An 11,940-nucleotide genomic window follows, 5' to 3' on the forward strand; every position below is an offset into this window, starting at 1 on the left:
GAGCCTATCCTGGTCGTGAAAACCATGGCAGGAAGGTGGCCAATCACGTTTTCGCCTCATTCTGGCTATAGCCCGGAGCTTGTGGAGACGTTTAAAAATCGTTAACTTTGCGCTCTCTCTGCCGGTGTTTTTGCACTTCAACTAAACTTCGCGAGCATCCTGCTCATCTCAAAGCGGATTGGACTGAACCATTGCAAGAGCCGGAAAAGACGAGACGGGGGAATCGTTGAACAAGCTGTCAGCCTCAGTAGCAGCCTTCCGGGCGAGCACCGCTATTTGCTTCGTAACGATTTTTGCGATGGCGACGGCATCCTGCACGTCGACAGGGTCGCCACCGACTGCCGGCTCCGTCCTCAACGTCGCCTCAGCCACCACAAGCACCGCGACAGCCAGCGCGAATGCGATTCCGGCAGCCGGACCGGAAAAAGCATCACCCGAAGCACTGGCCCTTGCTGGCGGCGCCGAGACAACCGCCGCCAAAGCAGCCAATCAGGCCGCCGCGTCGGCGGAACAGGGCAAAACGGTTGCCGCCCATCCGCAATCGCCGAAGGAGGCAGCCGCCGCTGAGGCCACAGCCAAAACGACGGCGGAAACCGGGCAGCACGTCACAGCCTTCGCGCCCGCGGTGGTAAAGCCGCCGGTGAAGACATCGCTGTTCGGAAGCGCCGCGCCTGAAACGGTCGAGCAACCGCAAGCAGCAGAATCGCATGCCGCTCCGGAAACCGGCGCAAAGCCAACCAAGGCGGACGCGGAAGCCAAGGCGGCACAGGTTGCATCAGCCGGTGCCGGGCAGACAATCACCGTTCCCGAAGCCAAACCGGCAGCGCATGCACCGGCACCCGACAAGGACAATGGCTTGCTGGTGCGGCTCTTTGCCAACAATGCCGGTGCTGCCGCGTCGAAGCGCCAGGTGGCCGTCATTCAGCCCAAGGCGCAGGCACAGCTCAAGGCCATCAGCGGCAACGCGCCGGTACAGGTGGCCAGCGCCGCCGGATTGCCGTCGCCGTCGAACTACCGGCCGACCGAACATCTGTCGTCCCTGCCCGGCGTGCGCCCCAATGGCGGCATCCAGATCATGCAGCGCGACAGTCTCTATCAGGACGACGACGAATCAGCCGCCGCGCCGGTGATTCTGGCTTCGGCGGCCGGACTTGCACGGCTGGCCCCCAATGGGCTCAAGGTTCAGCGCGAAAGCGTGGATGTCGCCTGCCTGAAACCGCAACTGGTCGGCATGCTGAAAACGATCGAACGCCGCTTCGGCAAATCGGTGATCGTGACGTCAGGCTATCGCAGCCCGCCTTACAACCGACTCGTGAACGGCGCCAAGGCCTCGCTTCACATGTCCTGCGCGGCAGCGGATATCCAGGTTCCCGGCGTTTCCAAGTGGGATCTGGCGAATTTTGCCCGGACAATGCCGGGTCGCGGTGGCGTTGGCACCTATTGCTATACCGAATCAGTTCACGTGGATATTGGCCCGACTCGCGACTGGAACTGGCGCTGCGGCAGCCGTCGCGGCTGATCCGGATTAATTGCGGTCGCTCCCGGCCGCCCATGCGCACTGCATTTGTACACAGCCCCGCGAAGAATTTTCACTTTTCCCAAAAAAGAATGAAATATGGGGTTGCAGTCGAAAAACTGTTTCACTATAAGCCGCTTACCTGCAGGCGCCCATCGTCTAGCGGTTAGGACGGCGCCCTTTCACGGCGCAAACAGGGGTTCGATTCCCCTTGGGCGTACCAGGCTTTCTCCCTGTAAAATCAGCATATTGCAGAAGCCGGCTCATACGCCTGCGCTTCATCCTTTCATGCAAAACGGCCAGCCCCCGCAAGAGCCGGCCGCGCTGTCTTTGGTCCTTACAGCTAGTTGGCAGGGGCCGGCTTTGCCGGTTCCGGTGCCGGAGTGGTTGGAGCTGCGCCGGGTTTTGCGGGCTCCTGGGTGGTCGCAGGCGGCTTGCTGCCGCCCTCAGATGGCTTGTTGTCGCAAGCTGCCAATGTGAACGCAGCGACCGCTAGAACGGGTACGAAAAACTTACAGTTCATCATGTCTCCTCCTATGCGTTTCACCCGCCGTGGGCAGGCGCATACAGGATGAGACAGCACAGACGATGATAACAGACCTGCATGTTCAAGCTTTGTCACCGGCTGTTAAAGAAAGTTATGAGGCTCCATACCTGACCTGACCTATCATCAATCACTGCTGAGATTCCGATCTCCGGCAGTAGGGTTCGGTTTAACCTCCAAACCAACCCGAATTCTCCCACCCCAGAGCAAATTTGCCTGCCTTTCCCAAGGCAGGCCTTTTTTGTCTGCGGCCTGACCTATCCGCCGCCTTCGGTCTCGGTTCAGTGCCTGCGAATAGGCACAGACGAGCCACAATCTAAGCATGTTTTTCCCATCCTATGTCATCATGCAGGAAAACATATTCATGAGCAGACAAACGAAGATAACAGTGACGTTCTTTCTGGCCGGCCTTGCTGCGACGGCTGCCATGCTCATGGCCAATCTGTCCCTGGCCGATGTGATCAGGACGGTTCAGGGCCTGTCCTGATGTTTCAGGCGCGATTTGCGATTGTCCGGCCTTCCCCGGTCGGGTAGATCTCGCGGATGATTTTCCCTGCCCCTCTCGTCACCGGCCGACTGGTCCAGCGTTACAAGCGCTTTCTTGCCGATATCATCCTCGATGATGGCAGCCCGATCACCAGTTCCGTACCCAATACCGGCTCCATGCTCGGGCTGACCGATCCCGGCATCCGCGTCTGGCTGTCCTTGTCCGATGACGGCAAGCGCAAATATGCCCATACGCTGCAGATCGTCGAAGCGCAGGGCACGCTGGTCGGCATCAATACGGGCCTGCCCAACCGGATCGCCGAGGAAGCCATTGTGGCGGGGCTTCTGCCCGTCCTCGGCGGTTATGGCGCGCTCAAGCGCGAGCAGAAATATGGCGTGAATTCCCGCATCGACATTTTGCTGACCGATCCGGAACGGCCGACGGCCTATGTCGAAGTGAAGAACGTGCACTTCTCCCGCACGGCAAATCTCGCGGAATTTCCCGATTCTCCGACCGCCCGCGGCGCAAAACATCTGGACGAGCTTGGCAACATGGTTGAGAATGGTCACCGTGGTGTCATGCTTTACGTGATCCAGCGCGATGACTGCGACCGCTTGCGAATCTGCGGCGACCTAGACCCGGTTTACGCAAGGGCGTTCGAGCGGGCAATGCGCCGCGGGGTTGAAGCTTACGCAATAAGATGCCACATCACGCCTTCGGGCATTGCTGCAACAACTGCGATACCCATTATTGATTGACGCCAAGCGGAAAGCACCATGGTCACCTATCTCGATGCGCAGACAGCGCCCCTGAAGAACACCGGACAGATCAGGCTTCACGGCCCCGAAGGTTTCGCCGCCATGCGCAAGGCCTGCCAGCTCACGGCACGTTGCCTGGACGAGCTCGCCGGTCTGGTTGAGCCGGGTGTGACCACCAATACCATCGACCGCTTTGTCTTCGAATTCGGCGCCGATCACGGTGCCCTGCCCGCAACCCTCAACTATCGCGGCTACACGAAATCGTCCTGCACGTCGATCAATCACGTCGTCTGCCATGGTATCCCTGACGACAAGCCGCTGCGCGAAGGCGATATCGTCAATATCGATGTCACCTACATACTCGACGGCTGGCACGGCGATTCCAGCCGCATGTATCCCGTGGGCGAAATCAAGCGCGCCGCCGAACGCCTGATGGAAGTGACGCATGAAAGCCTGATGCGCGGCATTGCGGCCGTTCGTCCCGGCGCCCGGACCGGCGCCATCGGCGCCGCCATCCAGAACTATGCCGAAGCGGAGCGCTGCTCCGTCGTTCGCGACTTCTGCGGCCACGGTGTCGGCCAGCTTTTCCACGACGCACCGAACATTCTGCATTACGGCACACCCAATGAGGGCGTTGAACTGCGCGAAGGCATGATCTTCACCATCGAGCCGATGATCAATCTCGGCCGCCCGCATGTGAAAGTCCTCGCCGATGGCTGGACAGCCGTCACCCGCGATCGTTCGCTGACAGCGCAGTATGAACATACGGTCGGCGTCACCAAGGACGGTTGCGAAGTCTTCACCCTTTCACCCGCAGGCCTGTTCGCTCCGGGTTTGAAACTCGATTAGGAACGCAGGGCCCCATGAGCGAAGACGAGCCACCCAAGACTTTCTTCCTCAAAGAGCCCTCACCAAAATCGCTGCAGAAACAACCTGGTGTTGAGAAAACCGCCGATACAGCCAACGCTGCCAGCCAGGCCGCGGAACCGCATTACACCGGCCACCGCGAGCGGATGAAAGAGCGTTTCCAGAAAGTCGGCCATCAGGGCTTTGCCGATTATGAAATGCTGGAAATGCTGCTGTACCGCCCGATACGACAAGGCGACACCAAGCCGCTGGCCAAGGCGCTTCTGGCCCGCTTCGGCAGTCTGGCGGAGGTCCTGGGCGCGCCGGAACACCTGCTGCGGGAGGTAAAGGGCTGCGGCCCGACCGTGGCCTTTGATCTCAAGTTCATCGCCGCCCTTGCCCACAGGGCCATGCGCAGCGGCATGGGCGAACGCACGATGCTCGGCTCATGGAGCGAACTGATCGACTATTGCACCGCAGCCATGGCGCATGAATCACGCGAGCAGCTGCGCATCCTCTTTCTCGACAAGAAAAACACGCTGATTGCCGACGAGGTGCAACAGGTGGGCACCGTCGACCATACACCCGTCTATCCCCGCGAGATAATATCCCGCGCACTGCAATTGTCGGCGAGTGCCATCATCCTTGTCCATAATCACCCCTCGGGCGACCCGACACCGTCCAGAGCCGATATAGAGATGACAAAGACCATTGCCAGCATCGGCGAACAGATGGGAATTATTGTTCACGATCACATCATCATCGGCAAGAACGGCCATGCCAGCCTGAAGGGCATGAAACTCTTCTAACCCTGGCCGGCCGAACCGCAATCGCGATCAAATGCACGCCGCCGACGATGTGTATTGGTATGCCGTGCCCCAATGGAGAGTTGCATGAATTCGGTTGAAAAAGCGATCTGGTATGTGGAAGGTCATTTCGCCGAGGAGATCACCCTCGACGATATCGCCGATGTGGCGGGCCTGTCACGGTTTCACATGTCCCGCGCCTTCGGCATTTTTGCCGGACGCTCGGTCAGCAGTCATATCCGTGGCCGCCGGTTGACCGAGGCAGCAAAATCCCTGTGCGAAGGTGCTCCGGATATTCTCAGCGTCGCGCTCGATGCCGGCTACAGCTCCCATGAGGCATTCACGCGGGCGTTCCGCGATCAGTTCGGCCTGACGCCCGAACAGGTCCGCGCACAGCGCCATACCCGTAACATCCCATTGGTGGAGCCGATGAAAATGGACGAAAAGTTTATCACCGATATCGAAGAGCCGCGCATCGCGAACGGCAAACCAATGCTGGTCGCCGGCATAGGCGAACGATATACCTGCGAAACCAGCAGCGGCATTCCGGCGCAATGGCAGCGTTTCAACCCCTATTTCGGCCATATCACCGGCCAGATCGGCGATATCGCCTACGGCGTCTGCTGCAACAGCGATGACGCCCAGAATTTCGATTACATCGCGGGCACCGAGGTTGCCGATTTCTCCGACATCCCGCAGGAGTTTGCTCGGCTGCGCATTCCGGCGCAAACCTATCTGGTGTTTTCGCATCGCGAGCATATCTCGACCATTCGCAGCACGATCATGACCATCTGGGGCAAATGGTTGCCGGAATCCGGCCATGTCCTGGCCGATGCACCCAATTTCGAACGTTATGGTCCGGAATTCGACCCGCGGACCGGCAATGGCGGAATGGAGATATGGATTCCGATCAAGGCCTGAACCGGCATCGAATCCATACTGACGGGGTGCTGTCAGGAGGAAATCCGCTATGATGGAGCCGTCATAGCGGAGACACCACCATGTTGCAGGCATGTCTGAATGGCGGGCGCATGCGGGATTTTCACCCTGCGCTCCCCTTTACAGCCTCGGAAATTGCCAGGGACGCCGCGCTTGCCGTGGCCGCTGGCGCCCGCGAGCTGCATATCCACCCGCGCGGACCGGATGGAATGGAAACGCTGGAGCCGGACCATATCGCCGAGACTCTGCAGGCTGTTCGTTCGGCCGTTCCGGGCATTCCTGTCGGCCTTTCCACCCATTGGCGCATCCCTCCCGGCGGCCTTTCGCGGCAGGAACCCATGCACCGCTGGACGACCCTGCCCGACTACGTCTCGATCAACCTGATCGAAGAGGACGCTGAGGATGTGATTGCGCACATTCTCGGCAGGGGTATCGGCGTCGAAGCGGGGCTCTGGTCCGTCAGCGATGCGCAGCGCTTTGTCGGCCTGAAGGATGCGGCAAAATGCTTGCGCGTGCTGATCGAAATCAACGAGCAGGACATCGATGAGGGATTGCGGGCCGCCGATGGTATTCAGGCGGTTCTGCGCAAGGCAGGCCACACACTGCCTATCCTCATGCATGGCGATGAAGCCAGTGTCTGGCCCATCTACAGCGAAGCCATGGCCAAGGGCTTTGACAGCCGCATCGGCCTGGAAGACGGCAATCTCCTGCCGTCGGGACAAATGGCTAAAGGCAATGCCGAATTGATCCGCGCCGCGCTCGACCTGGTGTCTCGCTGAGATCGTTTATATCTCATCAAGAAACTCGCCCAGGAACCGGCGGAGCCGCTCCTGTCGCACCTTGGCGATCTGCGCACCCCTGACCGTATTGAACCCCGCACTCAACTTGAAAAGCTTGACCTCGAAATGATCGATGGCAAAGCTCTTGTCATCGAGGTTACGATCCGTTGCCATGGGGTCCAAGGGATCATATAGCCCACTCCCCATACGGCCTGCGATGTAGAAACATCGTGCAGCGCCAACCATGCCAATGGCATCCAGACGATCCGCATCCTGCAGGATTTTCGCCTCCAAGGTGCGTGGAGGGATGTTTGCCGAAAAGCTGTGTGCCTCGATGGCGTGCGCTGTGGCAGCAACGCGCGGGGATTGCCAGCCAATATCGGCAAGAAGCTTCGATGCCTTTTCAGCAGCCAACCGCGAGGCCTGCGCGCGATGGGGTGAATTCTTTTCGACGGCAACGCAGTCATGCAGGATTGTCGCTGCGGCCAGTATTTCACTGTCCCCACCCTCCTCGTTATGAATTGCTGTTGCATTTTTCCACACACGCAAGAGATGAGACAGGTCATGCGACCCATCACTCATACCATCGATTGCATGAGGCAGAAGGTGTTCGGCAAGCGCCTCGAACGGCGCAAAGGCAGCAATGGACATCGGCGAAATCTCTGCGGAATCAGTTAGACCCGCAGAATACTCTGCCCCGCAATTACCGCGCACCAGAAATGAAAAAGGCCGCTCGAAAGCGGCCTTTTCAATCAGAGAGACAAAAGCTTACGCTTCGTCTTCGGTCTTCTTCTTGGCGGCCTTCTTCGGCGCTGCCTTCTTGGCAGGCTTCTTGGCTTCGCCGGACTTTTCATCCGACTCGTCTTCAGCCATCAGCTCTTCCTTCGTCACCTTCTTGTCGGTGACGTTGATGGAAGTGAGAAGGTGATCGACAACCTTTTCTTCGAAGATCGGAGCGCGCAGATTGTTGATCGCTTCCGGAGTCTTGCGGAAGAATTCATAAATCTGCTGTTCCTGGCCCGGATACTGGCGAACCTGATCGTAAACGGCGCGCTGCAGTTCCTCTTCGGTCACTTCGATGCCGGCCTTGTTGCCGATTTCGGAGAGAACGAGGCCAAGACGAACGCGGCGTTCAGCCAGCTTGCGATATTCTTCGCGTGCTTCTTCTTCCGTTGTCTCTTCGTCTTCGAATGTCTTGCCGGCCTGTGCGAGGTCCTGGCCGATCTGTGCCCAGATGTTGTTGAACTCGGCATTGATCAGGCGTTCCGGCGATTCGAACTTGTACTCGCCGTCGAGCGCATCGAGAATCTGACGCTTGACCTTCTGGCGGGTGAACGAGCCGTACTGGCTTTCGATCTGCTCGCGGATAACCTGCCGCAGACGGTCGGCGCTCTCGATGCCGAGCTTCTTCGCGGTTTCGTCGTTGATTTCGAGTTCGCCGGGCTTGCCGATTTCCTTGACGGTGATGTCGAAGGTCGCATCCTTGCCGGCGAGGTGCGCTGCACCGTATTCAGCCGGGAACGTAACCTTGATCTGCTTCTCGTCGCCAGCCTTGGTGCCGATCAGTTGATCTTCGAAGCCGGGAATGAACTGGCCGGAGCCGAGGATCAGGGTCGCATCGGTATCGGCGCCGCCATCGAACGGCACGCCGTCGATCTTGCCGAGATAGTCCATGGTGACGCGGTCGCCGGATTCGGCCTTGCCCTTCTTGGGCTCGAACGTCTGGGCGGAGCTGGCAACGCGCTTGACCTGCTCTTCAACTTCCGCGTCGGTCACATCGACCACTTCGCGCGTGACGCTGATCTTGGAAGCGTCCTTGAGTTCGATAACCGGCAGGACTTCGTAGTTCAGCGTGAATTCGAAATCGGCTTCGCCGTTCAGAACCTTGTCCGCTTCCTTCTCGTCTTCCGTCATCGCAACTTCCGGCTGGGTCGCCGACTTTTCGTTGCGCTCCGCAAGGATCGTGCGCGAGGAATCGCTGAGAATCTCGTTGACGACTTCAGCCATGAACGACTTGCCGTACATCTTGCGCAGGTGATTGAGCGGCACTTTGCCGGGGCGGAAGCCATTGATGCGCGCCTTGGCGCTGGCACCTTGGAGGCGTTCGGAAAGCTTTGCTTCCAGATCCTTGGCCGGAACGACGACCTTGATCTCGCGCTTCAGCCCTTCATTGAGCGTTTCAGTAACCTGCATGTCCAAACCTTCACTTTTTTTAACATTTGTCCCGCCGTCGCCGGCCTGTGAGCCAAATTGCGGGAGAAAAACTGTCTGCCATCGTGGCTTCTGGTGCAGATGGGGCGAGCCATGCCCTCACCATCCACGTTGATTTTATTGCTTTATTTCTCTTTCAGCTCATTTTTTGTGACACAATTCATATCACAGAACCTGTCACAGAGCCGCGCAAGAAATTGCACCCTTACCGATTGGTGGCTCCATTTACTTGCACTGCGTACAAAAATCAATGGCACAGCCTCAGGGTCGGGCAAACTTCTGCACGGCAAGTCAGGCACTTTCATGATCACAACAACACGTGAAATATTTGCCTGATGACAACGATGTGCAACTGTGCAAATCTTCCCGGTGTGGGGACCATCGATAGCCAACTGGAAATATGCCTCAACGGAATTTGGAACTGCCCTTGCGCTGGTCCCTATCGAAACTAAATACTAAATCGATACAATCTGAGAAATTGACTTGTTTGTCTGCGGCGCCAGCATTCCAGCTGTTCTGGTCAGCGCATCACCTGACCCGTAGCCGTACGATGAATCACCCGCGCTGACGGCGATGCCCAGGCATCCCCGAGACGCCTGGAAGTCTGATCGTCATGGAGGCCTGCCCTTGTCACGGAATTCTCTCTCTACCTTCAAAATCGGCTTTGCAATCGCGCTCATGGCAGCCTCTCCGGCGCTGGCGCAGAATGCGCCCCCGCCTCCAACCGTCACGGCAGCCAAGCCTGTCGTCCGCGACGTGATCGACAGCGATGAGTTCATCGGACGCTTCGAAGCCGTCGACCAGGTCTCGGTGCGCGCGCGCATCGATGGCTACCTCGATACGGTGCATTTCAAGGATGGCTCGTTGGTCAAGAAGGGCGATCCGCTCTTCACCATCGACCAGCGCCCCTACATATCCGCCCTGGCGCAGGCCCAGTCCGCGCTGGAAGTGGCCAAAACAACGGAAACCTATGCGGAGGCCCAGTTCAAGCGCACCCAGTCGCTGACCGGCAGCGGCACCCTGTCCGTATCCACACTGGATGACCAGCGCCGCGCCTATCTGGCCGGTCAGGCCAGCGTAGCCGGCGCCCAGGCCGCCGTCGATGCGGCCCAGCTCAATCTGAACTACACGCAGATCACGGCGCCGCAGGATGGCCGCATCGACCGCAGGCTCATTTCCGTCGGCAATCTCGTCAATGCCAACAACACCATCCTGACGACCATCGTTTCGCTCGATCCGATCGATTTCTATTTCGACGTGGATGAGCGCAACCTCCTGTCCTATGCCAAGACCGCCCGCGAAAACGGCAGCAATCTGCAGGAGGGCGGCGGTGGCCTCGAAGTGACGGTGCGGTTGACCGATTCCAACCAGCCGCCGTTCAAGGGCAAGCTCGATTTCGCCGAGAACCGGCTCGATGATGCCACCGGAACGATGCGGGTGCGTGCCCGCTTCAACAATCCGGATTTCGTGCTGCAGCCCGGACTGTTCGGCCGGGTCGAAGTGGCCGCCTCCAACACCTATAAGGGTATTCTGGTGCCCGACGAAGCGGTTGGCTCCGATCAGAACGAGCGGGTTGTCTATGTCCTCAATGCGGACAACTCGGTCACGACCAAGCCCGTGCGTCTTGGCCCCAAACTCTACGGTTATCGGGTGATCCGCAGCGGCCTGACCGGTGACGAGACCATCGTGGTCAACGGCCTGATGCGGATTCGCCCGGGTATCAAGGTCAAGGCCGACGTTATCCAGCTTCCGCCGGAGGTGAAGGCTGCGGAGGCGGGCCAATGAGATTTGCGCATTTTTTCATCGACAGGCCGATCTTCGCATCCGTCCTGTCGATTGTGCTGCTGATTGTCGGCGGGATCGCCTACACCCAGCTCCCCGTCGCCCAGTATCCGGAAATCGCGCCGCCAACCATTGTCGTGCGCACCGCCTATCCCGGCGCCGATGCCGAAACCATTGCCAACACGGTCGCCACTCCCATCGAACAGCAGATCAACGGCGTCGAGGACATGCTCTACATGTCTTCCTACTCGACCGCCGATGGTTCGATGGCGTTGACCATCACCTTCAAGCTCGGCACCGATCTCGACAAGGCACAGGTTCTGGTACAGAACCGCGTCGCCATTGCCGTACCGCAATTGCCGCAGGACGTGCAGCGCAACGGCATCACCACGACGAAAAGTTCGCCCGACCTGATGATGGTCGTGCATGTGCTTTCGCCCGACAACCGTTATGACCAGCTCTATGCGTCCAACTACGCCAACACCCGCATCCGCGACGTGCTGTTGCGGCTCGACGGCGTCGGCGAAGTCACCATCTTCGGCGAGCGGCAGTATTCCATGCGCATCTGGCTCGATCCGCAGAAACTCGCCGCCTACTCCATGACATCGGCTGATGTGGTTCAGGCACTGCGCGACCAGAACGTGCAGGTCAATGGCGGCGCCATTGGCGGGCCGCCCACACCGGGCACAAGCGCCTTCCAGTACACGGTCACCATGCAGGGCCGGTTCAGCGATGCGCGGCAATTCCGTTATGTCATCGTCAAAACAAGCGGCAATGGCCGTCTCGTACAGTTGCAGGACGTCGCCCGCATCGAACTCGGCGCCAAGGATTATGTGACCAACAGTTACCTCGACGGCAGTCCTGCCGTTGCGCTGGGTATCTTCAGCCGTCCGGGCACCAATGCCCTTGCTGCTGCCGCATCCATCCGGTCCACCATGGAGGAACTCTCCAAGGATTTCCCTCCGGGCCTGAAATACGACATCGTCTATGATCCGACGGAGTTCATCGCGGAATCGATCTCCGACGTTTACAAGACGATCTTCGAAGCCGTGATTCTCGTCGCGCTGGTCGTTCTCGTCTTCCTGCAATCCTGGCGGACGGCGATCATCCCGATCGTGGCCATCCCGGTCTCATTGATCGGCACCTTTGCCATCCTCTCGGCCTTTGGCTTCTCGCTGAACATGCTTACCCTGTTCGGCCTGGTCCTCGCCATCGGTATCGTGGTGGACGACGCCATCGTGGTGGTGGAGAACGTCGAGCGAAACCTTGCGG

Annotated in this window: 11 protein-coding genes and 1 tRNA gene; 10 read left to right on the forward strand and 2 right to left on the reverse strand. The window is 59.0% G+C overall.

Features of this window, described 5'->3' with window-relative positions; translation table 11 throughout:
• Positions 1–298 precede the first annotated feature (298 nt).
• The 8 genes from RDL77_RS02365 (at position 299) to RDL77_RS02400 (ending at position 6,675) form a co-directional block, all read left to right on the forward strand.
• Complete coding sequence (locus tag RDL77_RS02365; RefSeq protein WP_288191650.1) at positions 299–1,519, forward strand: YcbK family protein; 1,221 nt, start codon at positions 299–301, stop codon at positions 1,517–1,519.
• Positions 1,520–1,664: 145 nt separating this feature from the next.
• Positions 1,665–1,739: transfer RNA gene (locus RDL77_RS02370), tRNA-Glu, on the forward strand.
• A 685-nt stretch (positions 1,740–2,424) separates the two neighbouring features.
• On the forward strand, positions 2,425–2,547 hold the full coding sequence (locus RDL77_RS02375; protein ID WP_264319114.1) for a hypothetical protein: 123 nt from the start codon (positions 2,425–2,427) through the stop codon (positions 2,545–2,547).
• 56 nt (positions 2,548–2,603) lie between these two features.
• Positions 2,604–3,305, forward strand: coding sequence for a DNA/RNA nuclease SfsA (gene sfsA, locus RDL77_RS02380; protein WP_288191651.1), 702 nt, complete (start codon positions 2,604–2,606; stop codon positions 3,303–3,305).
• Positions 3,306–3,323: 18 nt separating this feature from the next.
• The gene (map, locus tag RDL77_RS02385; protein ID WP_223613182.1) at positions 3,324–4,154 is read left to right on the forward strand and encodes a type I methionyl aminopeptidase; all 831 of its coding nucleotides are present in this window, start codon (positions 3,324–3,326) and stop codon (positions 4,152–4,154) included.
• 14 nt (positions 4,155–4,168) lie between these two features.
• Positions 4,169–4,960: a DNA repair protein RadC gene (radC, locus tag RDL77_RS02390; RefSeq protein WP_223613181.1), complete on the forward strand. Its 792-nt coding sequence runs from the start codon at positions 4,169–4,171 to the stop codon at positions 4,958–4,960.
• Between the two features lie 84 nt (positions 4,961–5,044).
• A complete protein-coding gene (locus RDL77_RS02395; RefSeq protein WP_288191652.1) occupies positions 5,045–5,878 on the forward strand; it encodes an AraC family transcriptional regulator in 834 nt (277 codons plus the stop codon).
• Positions 5,879–5,958: 80 nt separating this feature from the next.
• Positions 5,959–6,675: a 3-keto-5-aminohexanoate cleavage protein gene (locus RDL77_RS02400; protein WP_288191653.1), complete on the forward strand. Its 717-nt coding sequence runs from the start codon at positions 5,959–5,961 to the stop codon at positions 6,673–6,675.
• 6 nt (positions 6,676–6,681) lie between these two features.
• Here the strand turns inward: RDL77_RS02400 and RDL77_RS02405 are convergent, their stop codons facing one another.
• Both RDL77_RS02405 and tig read right to left on the reverse strand, forming a co-directional pair.
• The gene (locus tag RDL77_RS02405) at positions 6,682–7,326 is read right to left on the reverse strand and encodes an HD domain-containing protein (protein WP_288191655.1); all 645 of its coding nucleotides are present in this window, start codon (positions 7,324–7,326) and stop codon (positions 6,682–6,684) included.
• 117 nt (positions 7,327–7,443) lie between these two features.
• Positions 7,444–8,868 (reverse strand): trigger factor, encoded by a 1,425-nt coding sequence (gene tig, locus RDL77_RS02410; RefSeq protein ID WP_223613177.1) that lies wholly within the window; start codon positions 8,866–8,868, stop codon positions 7,444–7,446.
• A gap of 696 nt (positions 8,869–9,564) precedes the next feature.
• Between tig and RDL77_RS02415 the strand changes: the two genes are divergently transcribed.
• The gene (locus RDL77_RS02415; RefSeq protein ID WP_288191664.1) at positions 9,565–10,671 is read left to right on the forward strand and encodes an efflux RND transporter periplasmic adaptor subunit; all 1,107 of its coding nucleotides are present in this window, start codon (positions 9,565–9,567) and stop codon (positions 10,669–10,671) included.
• Positions 10,668–11,940 (forward strand): efflux RND transporter permease subunit (locus RDL77_RS02420; protein WP_288191656.1); only part of this gene is annotated, 1,273 nt, incomplete at its 3' end. The genes RDL77_RS02415 and RDL77_RS02420, both read left to right, overlap by 4 nt.

Origin of the sequence: uncultured Phyllobacterium sp. (assembly GCF_902479695.1) — a bacterium.
In the GTDB taxonomy this organism is placed as follows: Bacteria; Pseudomonadota; Alphaproteobacteria; order Rhizobiales; family Rhizobiaceae; genus Phyllobacterium; species Phyllobacterium calauticae.

Bases quoted from the DNA above. Each gene is read 5' to 3' on its own strand.
- RDL77_RS02365 (WP_288191650.1), top strand. From the start codon at position 299: ATGGCGACGGCATCCTGCACGTCGACAGGGTCGCCACCGACTGCCGGC.
- RDL77_RS02375 (WP_264319114.1), top strand. From the start codon at position 2,425: ATGAGCAGACAAACGAAGATAACAGTGACGTTCTTTCTGGCCGGCCTT.
- sfsA (WP_288191651.1), top strand. From the start codon at position 2,604: ATGATTTTCCCTGCCCCTCTCGTCACCGGCCGACTGGTCCAGCGTTAC.
- map (WP_223613182.1), top strand. From the start codon at position 3,324: ATGGTCACCTATCTCGATGCGCAGACAGCGCCCCTGAAGAACACCGGA.
- radC (WP_223613181.1), top strand. From the start codon at position 4,169: ATGAGCGAAGACGAGCCACCCAAGACTTTCTTCCTCAAAGAGCCCTCA.
- RDL77_RS02395 (WP_288191652.1), top strand. From the start codon at position 5,045: ATGAATTCGGTTGAAAAAGCGATCTGGTATGTGGAAGGTCATTTCGCC.
- RDL77_RS02400 (WP_288191653.1), top strand. From the start codon at position 5,959: ATGTTGCAGGCATGTCTGAATGGCGGGCGCATGCGGGATTTTCACCCT.
- RDL77_RS02405 (WP_288191655.1), bottom strand. From the start codon at position 7,326: ATGTCCATTGCTGCCTTTGCGCCGTTCGAGGCGCTTGCCGAACACCTT.
- tig (WP_223613177.1), bottom strand. From the start codon at position 8,868: ATGCAGGTTACTGAAACGCTCAATGAAGGGCTGAAGCGCGAGATCAAG.
- RDL77_RS02415 (WP_288191664.1), top strand. From the start codon at position 9,565: ATGGCAGCCTCTCCGGCGCTGGCGCAGAATGCGCCCCCGCCTCCAACC.